We start from the raw sequence: 15,104 nt of genomic DNA on the forward strand, positions 1-15,104 counted from the left end.
CGACCGTGAAGCCCGCCGCGCTCGGCTGGCGCACGGAGGCGTACGTCGAGGTGTACTGCGAGGGCGCGGCCCCGCCGCGGCGCCTGGCGGAGGTGCCGAGGATGACGACGCCCGCGTCGGCGTGCGAGTCCAGGCAAAGGCCGGAGCCGGCCGCGCTGCGCAGCAGCCCGTCGGTCTCGTACGTCCACTGCTGCGTGGACGCGGAGGAGCAGACGGCGAGCGTGGCGCTCGCGCCGGCCGTGGGCCTGCCCCTGATGTCCAGGCACAGGTCGGCGGCGGCGTTGTGCAGCCGGGTCGGCCGTCCGGATGCGGGCAGGCCCGCCGTGCCGGGCGTGGTGGCCGAGGCGGGCGGGGACTGGGCGTCGGTGCCGGGGGCGGCGCCCGTGGAGGCGACCGGGTCGGTGCCGTCGCCGCCGTCCGGCCACACGCTGATCGCGAGGACGGTCGCGAGCAGCCCGGCCGAGGCGACCCCGACTCCGGTGAGCAGCGTCCTGGACGACCAACCGTCGCCGCTCGCCCGGCGCCCGCGGGTCCGGGGGCGCGTTCCGGGGTCCCCCTCACCCCGTCGGCGGCCGCCGGGCACCGCGACCCGGTCGAGCAGTCCGGGTTTGCCGCCGCCGCGTCTGCGGCCACCGGAGCGCCGGGAGGTGCTGCGGGTACGGGCGGGGCCGGGCCGTCGGCGGCCGGGGCGGGACTCCAGGTACCGGCGGGCGCCCCAGCCGAGGACCGCCTCGGCGAGCAGCACGCCGAGTCCGGCCTCGATCTGGCCGAGTTGCTCGGCGGCGTGCCGGCAGTAGGGGCAGGCGGCGAGATGCTGCTGGACGTCCGGCAGCAGTGCTCCGCCCCGACGGATCGGTACGTCGAGAAGGCGGTTGTAGTGGCGGCAGTCGGTGCTCGGCGCGAGGTCCCGGTGCGCGCGGACACAGCCTTCCCGGAATGTGTCGCGGGCCTGTTCGAGTGCGGCCGCCGCACGGTCGATGTCCATGCCGAGCAGTCCCGCGGGGACGTTTATCGGCTCGGCCTCGACCTCGGTGTGCCACAACAACGCCTGTTCGAGCCGAGGAAGGCCCTGGAAAGAACGTTCGGAAAGCGCACGGTTTTCCGGTATCAGGGACTTCGCGGTACGCATACCGCGGCCTCCGGCGGGTTTCAGAAGACCCGGCAGTACGGCGGCTATCCGGTCCGTGGCGGCCCAGTTCACGACGTTGTCCCGGACGGCCACCAGCAGGCGCGGCCGTATCGCCTCGGCGGGTTCGCCGAGCGCGAGCCGGTCGAGAACCTGGTGGAAGGCGGCGGCGGAGACCATGTGGGCGAGGGGCCCGGGTGCGGCCAGGCAGATGACCGCGTAGTCGTGGACCGGCTGCCAGTGCCGGGCCATCAGCAGGGCGGCGGACCGGGAGGCCTCCGCGTCGGAGCCGGCGCGCAGCGGCGCGGCGAGGGACTCGTCCGACTCCCCGGTATCGCCCCCTGGGGGCGGATAGGGAGGACGAGGAGGGTGGGGGGTGGGCACTGAGCGGATTCCTTTGTGCGTATGGCGAGTTGGCGCCCATCTCGGGGATGTGCGCGCGGGGAGCGGGAATTCTCCGGTGCGGCTCTGCCGGCCCGGTTCCCCAACTGCCGAAAGGACTCCGGCGATTACCCCCCGCACGGTCGTTTCAACCCTTGCACAACTTCCACACATGCAACAAGGCGCACGTACGACATCGGCCGGTTTGAAGGAAAGTCAGAATTCGGCAGAGGTCGCAGTCCGCCGCGCCGGCTTTCGGTTTTCCGTGTGCCCCGTGCGAAGGGTGCGCACACAGCGGCCGGCCGCGCACGCTCCCGGGGTGCGCGGCCCGGTAGTGGACTGAGGCCAGGCCTCTCGCAAGGCCCCGCGCGGGGTGGGGGCCCCGGCTCGAGCGAGGCCGAGAGCCGGGGGAAGCCCTCCTGCGCGAAACCGGCCGCCGGCCCCGTTCCTCCCGCCCGCGGCCGCCGGCCCCGGCGGCTTCCCCCGGCGGCCGCGGCGGTGCCAGATCCTGCCCGGATCAGATCTGCCAGGAACGGAGCCGGTCGGCCGCGCCGTACGCGTCGGTCTTGCCTGACATCAGGTCGCGGGCGAGGTCGACCAGGGCGCCGTAGGGCGGGTCGATGCCGACGCCGCTGACGAACATGTAGGCCACGGCGGTCGCGCAGGCGAAGCGGGCGTTGGCCGCGGGCAGCGGCTTGAGCACGGCGAGGGTGTGCAGCAGGGCGGCGGCCCGCCAGGCCGGGTCGGAGTCCACGCCGAGCCGGGGCGGGTCGACACGGTGCCGGGCGACGGCGGCGACCAGCGCGGAGAAGTCGTCGACCGTGGGCTGGTCGGGCAGGACCTCCTCGTGGCGCTGGAGCAGCCACGGGACGTCGATATGGATGACGGAGGACATCGCTCAGGCGGCCTCGCCCCTGGCGGGGGCCTCGTCGTCGGGAAACGCGGCCGCGAACTCCTCGGCATGGGCGGTGAAGAAGCTCCGGAAGGCCTGCGCGCCCTCCTGCAGCGCCCGGTGCCGGGCGATGTCGGCGGCGGCCGCCTCGCGTACGAGGGCCTTCATCGACGTACCCCGTTCCTTGGCGATCTGCCGCAGGTCCTCTAGTTCGCGTTCGCTGAACTCCACGTTGAGAGCTGGCATGCCCCTCACGGTACCGCGCGGGTACTCACCCGTAAATACACCCAGGTCAGGCACCCTTTCCCGCGGTACCTGCGGAGTGTCAGCGCCATGTCCGACTTCCGCCGGTGACACGGCGCCGGGCGCAGCAGACTGGACCCATGGAGTTCACCCCGGCCGAGGCCCGCCGTCGCGTGGCCGGCACCGACTGGGCCGCGGCCGAGTCGGACGAGCACGGCTGCGCGCCCACGGGCCCGCTGCTGACCCCCGAGGAGTGCGCCGGCCCGGCCGCCTTGTACGAGAGGCCGGAGCTGTTCCGCACCACCGTCGATCTGGCCCGGCACCGGTTCGGCTCCGGCGAGTACCGCTATTTCACGCACGACCTGCCCGCCCCCGTGGCCGCGCTGCGGGCCACCCTCTACCCGCGCCTGCTCCCCGTCGCCCGGGAATGGGCGGCCCGTCTGGACCGTCCGGCGCCCTGGCCGGACTCCCTGGCCGAGTGGCTGGAGCGCTGCCATGCCGCCGGCCAGGACCGGTCGGCGCAGATCCTGCTGAGCTACGGTCCGGGCGACTGGAACGCCCTGCACCGGGACGTGTTCGGCGAGCTGGTCTTCCCGCTCCAGGTCGTCATCGCCCTGGACGTGTCCGGCACCGACTACACCGGCGGCGAGTTCCTGCTGGTGGAGCAACGGCCGCGCGCCCAGTCCCGGGGCACCACGGGCGTCCTGCGGCAGGGGCACGGGCTGGCGTTCACGACCCGCGACCGACCCGTGCGCACCCGCCGCGGCTGGTCGGCCAAAGCGGTGCGGCACGGGGTGAGCACCGTGCGGTCCGGCCACCGGCGCACCCTGGGTCTGGTGTTCCACGACGCCGCCTGAGACGGCCGGGCTCTGCGCTTTCCGAGACCCGACATCACCAGACGCGCCGCCGAGGTTCCCTCACATATCAGCGCAAAACGTGTCTTATTTCATTTATGCACACACCTTCGCGGCGTACCCTGCTCCGAGCCCCGTTCGCTGCCGCCGGCGCGGGACTCCTGGCTGCCTGCACCGACTCCGGCTCCCAAACCCGCTCCGGCCCCCGACGGGGCACGGCGGCCGGCGAAGGGGACTTCGTCCCCCCGGGGCCCAAGGGATATGTCGACCCGTCGGGTCCGGAGGTCCGCGCCGCGGAACGCAAGCGCGGCTCCGGCCCGGTGCGCATGCTGAAGCTGACCGCCGCCGAAACGACGCTGGACCTGGGCGGGCGGCACGTGCGGACCTGGGCCTACCACGATCAGCTGCCCGGTCCACTGGTGCGCGTCACCGCCGGCGACGTCCTCAGCCTCACGCTCGCCAACCGGCTGCCGGAGACCACCACGCTCCACTCCCACGGCGTGCGCATGCGCTGCGACATGGACGGCGTTCCGAGCCTGACCCAGCGGGCCATCGCTGCGGGAACCGACTTCACCTACCGCTTCACCGTCTCCCATCCGGGCACCTATTTCCTCCACTCCCACGTCGGGCTCCAGCCCGACCGCGGTCTGTACGCCCCGCTCATCGTCGACGACCCCAAGGAGCCCCTCAAGTACGACAAGGAATGGATCGTCATCCTGGACGACTGGCTCGACGGCGTGGACGGCTCCACCCCCGACGGGGTGCTCGCCCAGCTCAAGCCGGGCACGGGCATGAAGACGGGCAGCATGGCCATGGGTCCCGGTCAGGGCGGTCACGGTCCCGGCAAGCCGGCGAGCCCGCACGCCTCGCCCTCGCACAGGTCCTCCGGCCCGAGCCGCGTGTTGCACGGCTCGCACAGCCAGATGCTCCGCAGCGAGGCCGGCAGCGTGAACTATCCCCTCTACCTCGCCAACGGCCGCATGCCCACCCAGCCCTCGATGTTCCGGTGCCGCCCCGGTGACCGCATCCGGCTGCGCCTCATCAACGCCGGCTCCGAAACCGCCTTCCGCGTCGCACTGGGGGGCCACCGGCTGACCGTCACGCACACCGACGGCTACCCGGTGGAGCACAGGACGACCGACGCCCTCCTCATCGGCATGGCCGAGCGCTACGACGTGCTCGTCACCGCCAAGGACGGCGTCTTCCCCCTGGTCGCGCTGGCCGAGGGCAAGAAGGGCCGGGCCCTCGCCGTCCTGCGCACCGACAAGGGGAGAACCGTCCCCCCGGTCAATGTCCGCCCGGACGAGCTCGACAGGGAGGTCGTCCCGGCCCGCCGTCTCGTACCGCACGACTCCGTGGCCCTCGACGACCGCGAACCCGACCGTGAGATGCGCATCAGAGTGACCGGCACCATGGCGAAGTACGACTGGGGCTTCGACCACCAGCAGTACGACGACCGCCAGCGCCACCCGGTCCGCGCCGGCGAGCGAGTGCGGCTCACGCTCATCAACGCCACCGACATGTGGCACCCGATGCACCTGCACGGCCACACGTTCGCCATGACCGGCCTGGACGCCGTCGGCGCACGCAAGGACACCGCGATCGTCCTCCCCCACCGCAAGCTGGTCGTCGAGTTCGACGCCGACAACCCCGGCCTCTGGATGTTCCACTGCCACAACCAGTACCACTCGGAGAGCGGCATGATGACCATCCTCGGGTACCGCAAGTGACCGGGTGATCCGGAGGAGACACCCCTACCCCTGGTCCGCCACGAACGAGGCCATCCAGGCCAGCGCCGCGTTCCAGTTGACGGCCGTTTCGTTGGTGGACCAGGACTGGATGTCGTCGATGTAGCAGAACTGGCCCGTGCAGCCCTTCAGCCTGCTCTGCGCGTACGGGTCCTGGATGCTCGAGTTGGCGCCTCCGGCGAGGGTGCCCCGGGGCGGATCCGGGAGGTTCGGGTCGAGTTCGCGGGCGTACCAACGGCTGTGCTGGCGGTGGGAGCTGACCTCGCCGTAACCGGTGACGTAGGAGATGTTCAGCGCGTTGCGGCCGAGGACGTAGTCCATGCTCTCCAGCGCTCCGTCCCGGTACTTCGCCGCGCCCGTGAGGTCGTAGGCGGTGGCGACGACATGCGCGTTGTTGAGGACCTGGGCGTTGGAGCCCCAGTCGTAGAGGTTGCCGTCGGGTGCGTAGGGCATGCCGTACGGCTGGGACGCGGCGGTCGCCAGGTAGGTGTCGGCGCCCTTGATCACCGACCGGCGGACCTGGTCCCGGCCCGGCAGCTTGTTGGGCACGGTGGCGAGGTCGAGGCGGCCGGCCGCCGCCGTGCGGCCCCAGTCGAAGCCGAGCGGGCCGAAGACGTCGGCGGTGTGGACGGGCGACTTCAGTACGAAGTCCGCGAACTCCCGCTCCCCGGTGGTGAGATACAGCTCCGCCGCCGCCCAGTAGAACTCGTCGGAGGCGTTGTCGTCGGGGTAGGCACCGCCGCCGATGCCGTCGTTCGGGTCGGGATAGGTCTCCGGGTGCGCGAGCGCGGCCTGCCAGGCCTTGCGGGCGGCCGTGAGCGCCCGCGTCGCGAACGCCCGGTCGTAGGGCCGGTACAGACGGGCGGCCTGGGCGGCGGTCGCCGCCAGGTTGAGCGTGGCCTGGGTGGTCGGTGCGTGCAGCTCCCGCTGCTGCGGGTCGTCGCCGGGCAGCAGGGGCAGCCCGGTCCACTGGGCGTCGTGCACCTTGCCGTGAGCCATGCCTGCGAGCGGCCGCCCGTCCGGGACCTGCATCTTCAGCAGGAACTCAAGCTCCCAGCGCGCCTCGTCGAGGATGTCCGGCACCTTGTTGCCGCTCTCGGGGAGGGCCAGGCTCCCGTCACCGAGCCGTCCGGGCCGTCCGGTACGGGCGAGCAGGGAACGCTCGTAGGTGCTCAGCAGCTCCCAGGTGGAGATGCCGCCGTTGACGACGTACTTGCCGTGGTCGCCGGCGTCGTACCAGCCGCCGGTGACGTCCAGCGTGTAGTCGCACAGGCCCGGCCGGCAGGGAACGTTCGCGTCGCCCTGGTTGGGGGCCGTGTTCAGGTGGCCGGCCGGGCGGCCGTAGCCGGGCCGCAGGTCGTCGCGGATCGCGATGCCGCTGCGCTGCGTGTAGTAGTACTTCAGCGAGTCGAGGCTCAGTTGCCCGTAGGCGCTCGCCCCGATGTCGAACGGGCGGCTCGTCTCCCCGTCGGCGACCAGTGTGAAGTCCGTGCCGCGGCCACGGAAGGCACCGAAGTCGATCGAGTGGACGTTCTGCCCGGAGGAGACGTCGGTGCCGCGCGGCACGGTCCAGCCGTGGGCGACCGTCCTCCCGTCGGCGTTCTCCAGCTGCCAGGGCAGCGGGGCGGTGGCGTCGGTGACGAGGGTGGCGTTCTTCGGTCCGGCGGGCAGGTAGGCCACCTGGTTGACGCGGACCCGGGGGCCGGTGTCGGGCTCGTACACCTCCCGCACGGCGCTCTGCCCGGCCCCGGCCGGGCCGGCCGGCAGAGCGGTGAAAGCCACCGTGAGCACGGCGGTGAGGGACAGTAGGGCGGCGCTGCGTCGTTTCACGTCTGGGCTCCTCGGAGGAGGTGTGGGGTGACGCGCCCTGCGATGGGAGCGCTCCCAGATGCGGACGCACACCATGCTTGTTCCAGACATGACACTCCGTCAACGGTTCGGACGGGGACGGCTGCGAGCGCCGTCCCCGTCCGGGTCCTCGACCGGCTAGACGTCGAGCCGGCTGATGCGCACCGCACCCCTGGCCTCGCCCGGGTACGCACTGGCGAGCATGAGGCGCACCCGTGCACCGCGTACGGCGTCGAAGGTGATCACCGTCGGGCTGTCCGAGGCGGTGGCCCAGTCCACCTTCGCGCCCGTCACCGGCGTGTAGGCGCTCCCGTCCCACACCGCCACCTCGGCCTTGACGGGCAGGGCGTGCGTGCCGTCGACCGTGAAGGAGACCGCCACCCGGTCGACGGTCCGGGCCCGCCCGAAGTCGACCGACACCCAGTCCTCGGCGCGGGCCCCGCTGAAGGCGGGCAGCAGGGCCGTGGCCGACTTGACGAAGGCGTTGGACCAGCCCGTGGCCGGGTCGCCGTCCAGCATCGCGGCGGGCAGGCTGTCCGGGCGGCCGGAGTAACTGGAATCCGCACAAGGATAGTTGGGGGCAGCCGGATAGTCGGGCTCGAAGGCGGGCGCCGCGGTGGTGGCTGCGCCGCGGGCCGGTGTGGCGCGCACGCTCACCGTGCCCTTGCGCAGGCCGTCCGCCCGCGCCGTGACCTTCAGCGTGCCCGGCTCGCCGCCGGAGCGGACGATGGCGAGGGCCTTCCCGTGGAAGGCGGTGCGGGTACTGGCCTGGTAGCGCTCGGCGCTCTCCTCGCGGCCGTTGTCGAGGCCGGCCAGGGAGCCGCCGGTCACGTCGAAGGCGATGAGGTGCTCGGCGTCGGGCACGACCACTCCGTGCGCGTCCACGATGTCGGCGGTCACGAAGACCAGTGAACGGCCGTCGGCGGACAGGGACGTGCGGTCGGCGGTCAGGCGCACGGCGTGCGGGGCGCCTGCGGTGCGCAGCACGTCGGTGGCGACCACCTTGCCGTCCCGCCGGGCCACCGCCTTCAGCTCACCGGGCCGGTACGGCACCTTCCAGGTCAGGTGCAGCTTGCCCGCGCTGCCGTTGGGGCTGGTGTAACTGCCCGGGTAGGGGCCGTCGGTGAAGGTCTTGTCGTCGCCGGTGGCCTCGGTGGTCTCCAGGTAACCGCGGCCGTCGGTGGTCTTCTTGACGTCGAACTCCCGTACCCCGAGGGACCGCCCGTTGAGGAAGAGCTCGACGGACGGGACGTTGGCGTACGCCCAGACCTCGACCGTTTCGCCCTCCTCGTGGTTCCAGGTCATCGGCAGCAGGTGGACCATCGGCCCGGTCGTCCACTGGCTCCGGAACAGGTGGTACATGTCCTTCGGGAAACCGGCCGTGTCGACGGCGCCGAAGAAGGACGCCTTCACCGGGAAGACGTCGTACGGGGTCGGCTCGCCGATGTAGTCGATGCCCGACCACAGGAACTGCCCCGCGAACCACTTCCGGTCCCGGTCCTTCTTGTGCCCGTACTCGCCGCTCATCGTCCAGGAGGCGAGGTTGTTGTCGTAGGAGGAGGTCTCCCGCCTGCCCGGCGTGTGGTTCTCGCCGGTGTTGAGGTGCTCCGGCTCCTGGTACGAGCCCCGGGTCGACGTCTCCGAGGAGGACTCGGACTCGAAGAGGAACAGGTGGGGGTACTTGGCGTGCAGGGCGTCGACCGACCTGGCCGTGTTGTAGTTCAGGCCCAGGCCGTCGAGCTTGGCGAGCATGCGGTCGGCCGCGGAACCGGTGGCGGGCACGCCGTGGTACTTGTTCGAGCCGATGACGACCGGACGGGTGTCGTCGGCGGCCTTGATCGCGCCGATGATCCGGTCGGCCATGGCGAGCCCGGCGGTCGAGGTGGAGTCGGGGATCTCGTTGCCGATGGACCACAGGACGACGGCCGGCGAGTTGCGGGCGGCCAGCACCATCTCCGTGGCGTCCTTCTCGCACCACTCGTCGAAGAACCGGCCGTAGTCGTACCTGGTCTTGCCGGTCTTCCAGCAGTCGAAGGCCTCGACCATCATCACGATGCCCAGGTCCTCGCAGACCTGGATCATCTGCGGCGACGGCGGGTTGTGCGAGGTGCGGAAGGCGTTGACGCCCATCGACTTCATGATCGTCATCTGTCGGCGCACCGCGTCGACGCTGATCGCCGCGCCGAGGGCGCCCTGGTCGTGGTGGAGGTCGACGCCCTTGATCTTGGCGGGGGTGCCGTTGAGGGAGAAGCCCTCGTCCGGGTCGAAGCGGTAGGCGCGGATACCGAAGGGGGTGCGGTACGTGTCGGTGGTGCGGCCGCCGGCGCGGAGTTCGGTGTGCAGGGTGTAGCGGTGGTCCGGGCTGGTGAAGTCCCACAGGAGGGGCTCGGGGACGGTCAGTTCGTGGGTCTCGGTGGCCTGCTCGGAGACGGCGACCGTGGTGGACGTACGGGCGACCGTGCGGCCGTCGGGGCCGGTGATCCGGGACAGGACCTCGACGTCCGTGCCGGTGCCGGACTCGTTGAGGACGGTGGTGGCGACCCGCACCACGGCCTGTTCGGCACCGGCCTCGGGTGTGGTGACGCAGGTGCCCCAGCGGGCCACGTGCACGGGCTCGGTGATCACCAGGCGGGCCTCGCGGTAGATGCCGCTGCCCGAGTACCAGCGGCTGCTCGGCAGCTGGTTCTGGACCTTCACCGCGAGGACGTCCGGGGTGCTGCCGTCGGTGTGCACCAGGTCGGTGAGGTCGAGGGCGAAGCCGGTGTAGCCGTAGGGGTGGCGGCCTACCTCGGTGCCGTTGCAGTAGACGTACGAGTCCATGTAGACGCCGTCGAACTCCACCGCGATCCGCTTGCCGGCATGGGCGGGCGGCAGGGTGAAGGTCAGCCGGTACCAGCCGAGGCCGCCCGGGAAGAAGCCGGTGCCGCTGGTGGTGCCGTCATCCGTCGTGGGGGTCTGCTCGATGCTCCAGTCGTGCGGTACGGCGACCTCGCGCCAGGCCGAGTCGTCGTATCCCGGCTCGGCGGCCTGTGCGTAGGCGCCGGTCGGGTCGGTGATGCCGCCCGCGTTGACCAGCGCGAAGCGCCAGCCGTCGCGCAGCGGGACGGTGTGGCGTCCCGGCGCGGCACCGGACGCCCCGGCGGCCGGTGCCGCCGCGGCGTCCTGGCCGCCCAGGAGTGCTCCGGCCGCGGGCGCTGCCGTGGCTGCGACCAGAACCGATCTGCGAGTGACCGTCATGGCGGCTCTCCCTCATCAGGACCCAGAAGTACTCACAACTGAACGTGAACAAACAGATTCTGACGGACTGCCACACGCGGTCGTCAAGGGCGCGGGACCCTGCGCCTGTCCCGGCCGGCGCTTCGGCCGGAATTCCCCCTTGACCGTGTTCGACGGATCGGCCGGTCACCGGGGGGTGCGGTTCACGGGAGTGCGCGACGCACTACGCTGGAACGCAAGTGGTGCCACCTGTTCACTGTGAGTGTGCGCTTGGGAGCGGCGACGATGAGCCGGGTCTATCCGTTCGACGACGCGGCGACGGCCCGGGCTGTCATCGACGACGACGGAACGCTGGTGGAGTGGAACGAGGGCGCGCGACGTCTGCTCGGCCACCCGGCGGACGACGTCCTGGGCCGCCCCGCGGCCCGGCTGCTGGCCGACCCCGTGGTCGTGCCCTCCGGCGTGCGCTGGGAGGGCACGGTCGGATTGCGCCACCGCGACGGCCGCACGGTCGACGTGTGGCTGCTCGCCCACCGTCGGCCGCCGGGCGACGGCCACCGTGGCGACTGGCTCGTGGTCACCCCGCTGACCGGCCGCGACCCCGGCGCCGCCGACGATCCGCTCGCCCGGGCCGAGCTGATCCAGTCGCCCTGCGCGGTCGCCGTGTACGACGACGCGCTGCGGCTGCGCCGGATGAACGGGGCCATGGCCGAGGTGATCGGCCTGCCCGAGGAGCGCGTGCGGGGCCTCAGGATCGCGGAGATCGGCGGCAAGCAGCAGAGCGAGGAGCTGGAGCAGAACATGCTCCAGGTCCTCACCACCGGCCGGCCGCTGGACATCCAGACCTTCATGCGCACCAGCGGCGAGGACCGGTCGCACGCCTGGCTGGCCCGGCTGGCGCCGGTCACCGACGCCGAGGGCCGGGTGCGGGGCGTGTGCCTGGCGGCACACGACGTCACCGACAACTACCGGGCCCGGCAGCGGCTGCAGCTGCTGAACGAGGCCAGCGTGCGCATCGGCTCCACCCTCGACGTCACCCGTACGGCGCAGGAGCTGGCGGACGTGTGCGTGCCCGCGCTCGCCGACTTCGTCACCATCGACCTGCTGGACCCGCAGGAGTACGGCGGCGAGCCCCCGGCCCGCATCACCGCCCCGGTGAACCTGCGCCGGGTCGCCCACCAGTCGATCCTCAGGGGCATTCCGGAGGCGGTCGCCAAGCCCGGGCAGATCGAGGTGTACCCGGACTTCTCCCCGCAGGCCGACTCGCTGACCGCCGGCCGCACCATCCGGGCCACGGTGGCCGGGGGCGACATGGCCCAGTGGCTGACCTGGAGCAGCGTGCGCGGCGAGCGGGTGCGGGAGTTCGGGATCCACTCCTCGATGTCCGTGCCGATCCAGGCCCGTGGGCTGACCCTCGGGGTCGCGGTCCTCACCCGGCACCGGCGCCCGGAGCCGTTCACCGACGACGACATGCTGCTGGCCGAGGAGATCACCGGCCGGGCCGCCGTCTGCATCGACAACGCGCGCCGCTACTCCCGTGAGCGCGAGACCGCCCTCGCGCTGCAGCGCAGCCTGCTGCCCCGCTCGCTCCCGTGCACGGCCGCCCTGGAGGCCTCCTCCCGCTATCTGCCGGCAGCCCGGGCCGGGGTGGGCGGCGACTGGTTCGACGTGATCCCGCTGTCCGGGATGCGGGTCGCGATGGTCGTCGGGGACGTCGTCGGGCACGGCATCCAGGCCTCGGCCACCATGGGCCGGCTGCGGACCGCCGTCCGCACCCTCGCCGACATCGACCTGGCCCCGGACGAACTGCTCACCCACCTCGACGACCTCGTGGTCCGGCTGTCGGAGGAGTCCGGCGGCGAGGGCAGCCCCGGCGAGGTCGGCGCCACCTGTCTGTACGCCGTGTACGACCCGGTGTCGCGGCGCTGCACGCTGGCCCGGGCCGGGCATCCGCCACCGGTGGTGCTGATGCCGGGCGGCGAGCCCCACCAGCTGGACCTGCCCGCCGGTCCCCCACTGGGCCTGGGCGGGCTGCCGTTCGAATCGGCCGAGGTGGGGCTGCCCGAGGGCACCGTCCTCGCCCTGTACACGGACGGTCTGGTGGTGTCCCGGGAGCGTGCCGGGGACTCCGGCAGGCAGCTGCTGTTGCAGGCGCTGCGGGCCTACGCGGACTCCCTGGACGAGACCTGCGACCAGATCCTGCACGCGCTGCTGCCGCCGGGCGGCACCGCCGACGACGTGGCGCTGCTGCTGGCCCGCACCCGGGGACTGGCCCCCTCCCAGGTGGCGACCTGGGACATCCCCGCCGATCCGGCGCTGGTCGCACCGATCCGCAAGCAGGCCCTGGACCAGCTGGAGCGCTGGTCGCTGAGCGAGATCGGGTTCACGACGGAGCTGGTGGTGAGCGAGCTGGTCACCAACGCCATCCGGTACGGCGCCCACCCGATACGGCTGCGGCTGATCCACGACCCGGTCACACTGATCGTCGAGGTGTCCGACACCAGCCACACCGCCCCGCACCTCAGGCGCGCCAAGACGTTCGACGAGGGCGGCCGCGGGCTGCTGCTGGTCGCCCAGCTCACCCAGCGCTGGGGCAGCAGGCACACCACGGAGGGCAAGACGATCTGGGCGGAGCTGTCGCTGCTGGGGGAGGACCAGTGACAGGGGACCGGTAACGGGGACCGGTAACGGGGGTCAGTAGCCCCGCAGCCAGGGCCGTACCAGTTTGCGGGCCTCGTGCAGCCGGGACTTGAGCGTGCCGAGGGGGATGCCGACGCGCTCGGCGACCTCGGCGTACTCCAGCTGGCAGATGTCCCGGTAGACCAGCGGCGCGACCAGGTGCGGATGCTCGCGCTCCAGCCGGTCCAGGGCCTCCAGCAGATCGATCCGGGAACCCGCGATGACGCTGGTGGTGCGCGGGTCGATGCGCTCGGCGGGCTCGATGGCCACGGGCTGTTCGGCCGCCCGCCGCTTCAGCTCGCGGTACTTCTGCCGGCAGCAGTTGGCGACGACCGTGTACAGCCAGGTGCTGAAGCGGCTGCGGCCCTCGAAGGCGGAGATGTGCCGGGCCACCTGGAGCAACACGTCCTGGGCGGCCTCCTCGGCGTCCTCCCGGCAGGGCAGGAAGCGCCCGCAGCGGCGCACCACATCGGGCCGCAGCTCGGTCAGCAGCCGGTCCAGGGCCGCTCGGTCGCCCGCCGCGGCACGCCGGGCAAGGTCTTCGGCCGTCACCCCATCCTGCACGTCAGGGTCCCCCTCGAAGTCGATCTCAGGGCAGGCATGATAGTCGTATGCACTCCCTGGAGCGGATCGGCCGCTACCGCCTCGAACGAACCCTGGGCACCGGCGCCTTCGCCACGGTGTGGCTCGCTCACGACGACGAGCTGGACGCCCTGGTGGCGGTGAAGGTCCTCGCCGAGAACTGGGCCCACCGGCTCGACATCCGGGAGCGCTTCCTGTCCGAGGCCCGGCTGCTGCGCCGGGCCGGCTCCAGCCGGGTGGTGCAGGTCTACGACATCGGTGAACTGCCGGACGGCAGGCCGTACTTCGTGATGCAGTACGCCGACGGCGGCACCCTCGCCGATCTGCTGGCGGCCGGCCCGCTGCCGGTTCCCCAGGCGCTCGCGCTGACCGCGCAGACCACACGCAGCGCCGCCGCGCTGCACGAGGCGGGCATCGTGCACCGCGACATCAAGCCGACCAACGTGCTGCTGCACACCACCCCGGACGGCGAGCGGCGCCTGCTGCTGGCCGACCTGGGCCTGGCCAAGAGCCTCGCGCAGGCCTCGGTGCTCACGCTCGCGGCGGGCTCGGCGGGCTATCAGCCGCCGGAACAGGCCGAGCCCGGGGAGGGCATCGACGCCCGCGCCGACGTCTACAGCCTCGGCGCGGTGGGCTACGAGCTGGTCACCGGGACCGTGCCCGGGCCGCCGGGGAGGGTCGTACCGCCCCGGCGGCTGCGGCCGGACCTCGGCGAGGACGTCGAGCGGGCGTTGCTGCGCGCCCTGGAGCCGGACCGCGAGCGGCGCTGGCCGACGGCGCACGCGTTCGCGGACGAACTGGAGCGGCTGGCGGCGGCCTCCGGCGTCCGGCCGGGCAGGCGGCTCGACGGCGTCCGGGGCCGGCTCGGCACCGGGACGCTGGTGCTGGCCGCGGTGCTCGCCGCCGGGGCCGCCGCCGTCACCGTCACGGTGGTGCTCCACCAGCCGGGCGCCGCCGAGCAGTCCACGGTGAAGGACGCCACCGGCCGGGTCGCCGTGCAGGTGCCGGCCGACTGGGCCCGGCAGGTGCGCGGCTCCGGCTGGGATCCGCACGCGCTCGGGCTGCCGGCGGGGCACCAGCCGGGCCTGGTGGTCGCCGACGACGTGGCGCACTGGTCCGACCTGAAGACCGCGGTCGACGGTGTGTTCCTCGGGGTCAGCGAGCACGGCGACGTCACCGCCCGGGTGAAGGCCCTCGCCCACTCCGGCTGCCGCGAAACCGGCAGCCGCACCTTCACCGGCGCCCGGTGGCGCGGCCTGATCCGGACCTGGAACGCCTGTCCGGACGGCGGATCCGTCACCGAGTCCGCGCTCGGCCCGGCGGACGGCTCCGCTCGGCCACAGGTGTATGTGCAGGTACGCCAGCAGGGTGACAAGGACGCGACCGAGGCCATACTCCGCTCCCTGCGGGTCACCTGACACGACGCACGAGGTCGAGCAGGGTCAAATCGGGGAAAAGAACTCTGCGAGTCCCGAACCTTTCCGGTGGCCCGGGCATCGGAGTGTGATGACGGCGCACCCGGCGCCGAAGGCACG

Annotated in this window: 10 protein-coding genes; 4 read left to right on the forward strand and 6 right to left on the reverse strand. The window is 72.5% G+C overall.

Annotated features, from left to right (window positions below; all coding sequences use genetic code 11):
* The 3 genes from ACWC5O_RS04920 to ACWC5O_RS04930 all read right to left on the reverse strand — a co-directional run.
* Window positions 1–1,510 (reverse strand): RICIN domain-containing protein (locus tag ACWC5O_RS04920; protein ID WP_450780922.1); only part of this gene is annotated, 1,510 nt, incomplete at its 3' end.
* A 514-nt stretch (window positions 1,511–2,024) separates the two neighbouring features.
* Window positions 2,025–2,402, reverse strand: coding sequence for a toxin Doc (locus tag ACWC5O_RS04925; protein WP_450582302.1), 378 nt, complete (start codon window positions 2,400–2,402; stop codon window positions 2,025–2,027).
* A gap of 3 nt (window positions 2,403–2,405) precedes the next feature.
* Window positions 2,406–2,645, reverse strand: a complete 240-nt coding sequence (locus tag ACWC5O_RS04930) for a hypothetical protein (protein ID WP_450582303.1) — start codon at window positions 2,643–2,645, stop codon at window positions 2,406–2,408.
* 137 nt (window positions 2,646–2,782) lie between these two features.
* Between ACWC5O_RS04930 and ACWC5O_RS04935 the strand changes: the two genes are divergently transcribed.
* The gene (locus ACWC5O_RS04935) at window positions 2,783–3,499 is read left to right on the forward strand and encodes a 2OG-Fe(II) oxygenase (protein WP_450582305.1); all 717 of its coding nucleotides are present in this window, start codon (window positions 2,783–2,785) and stop codon (window positions 3,497–3,499) included.
* A gap of 95 nt (window positions 3,500–3,594) precedes the next feature.
* The gene (locus tag ACWC5O_RS04940) at window positions 3,595–5,226 is read left to right on the forward strand and encodes a multicopper oxidase family protein (protein WP_450582307.1); all 1,632 of its coding nucleotides are present in this window, start codon (window positions 3,595–3,597) and stop codon (window positions 5,224–5,226) included.
* A gap of 24 nt (window positions 5,227–5,250) precedes the next feature.
* Here the strand turns inward: ACWC5O_RS04940 and ACWC5O_RS04945 are convergent, their stop codons facing one another.
* Together ACWC5O_RS04945 and ACWC5O_RS04950 are read right to left on the reverse strand one after the other, a co-directional pair.
* The gene (locus tag ACWC5O_RS04945; protein ID WP_450582765.1) at window positions 5,251–7,149 is read right to left on the reverse strand and encodes a glycoside hydrolase family 9 protein; all 1,899 of its coding nucleotides are present in this window, start codon (window positions 7,147–7,149) and stop codon (window positions 5,251–5,253) included.
* A gap of 81 nt (window positions 7,150–7,230) precedes the next feature.
* Window positions 7,231–10,329 carry a glycoside hydrolase family 2 TIM barrel-domain containing protein gene (locus ACWC5O_RS04950; protein ID WP_450582309.1) on the reverse strand — a complete coding sequence of 1,033 codons (3,099 nt, stop codon included), beginning with the start codon at window positions 10,327–10,329 and terminating at the stop codon, window positions 7,231–7,233.
* Window positions 10,330–10,593: 264 nt separating this feature from the next.
* Between ACWC5O_RS04950 and ACWC5O_RS04955 the strand changes: the two genes are divergently transcribed.
* On the forward strand, window positions 10,594–12,969 hold the full coding sequence (locus tag ACWC5O_RS04955) for a SpoIIE family protein phosphatase (RefSeq protein ID WP_450582311.1): 2,376 nt from the start codon (window positions 10,594–10,596) through the stop codon (window positions 12,967–12,969).
* 33 nt (window positions 12,970–13,002) lie between these two features.
* On the opposite strand, the gene ACWC5O_RS04960 is transcribed toward ACWC5O_RS04955, so the two are convergent.
* Window positions 13,003–13,539, reverse strand: a complete 537-nt coding sequence (locus ACWC5O_RS04960; RefSeq protein WP_450582313.1) for an RNA polymerase sigma factor — start codon at window positions 13,537–13,539, stop codon at window positions 13,003–13,005.
* Between the two features lie 59 nt (window positions 13,540–13,598).
* Between ACWC5O_RS04960 and ACWC5O_RS04965 the strand changes: the two genes are divergently transcribed.
* Window positions 13,599–14,987, forward strand: a complete 1,389-nt coding sequence (locus ACWC5O_RS04965; RefSeq protein WP_450582315.1) for a serine/threonine-protein kinase — start codon at window positions 13,599–13,601, stop codon at window positions 14,985–14,987.
* Window positions 14,988–15,104 lie beyond the last annotated feature (117 nt).

It is taken from the genome of Streptomyces sp. NPDC001450 (assembly GCF_053597295.1).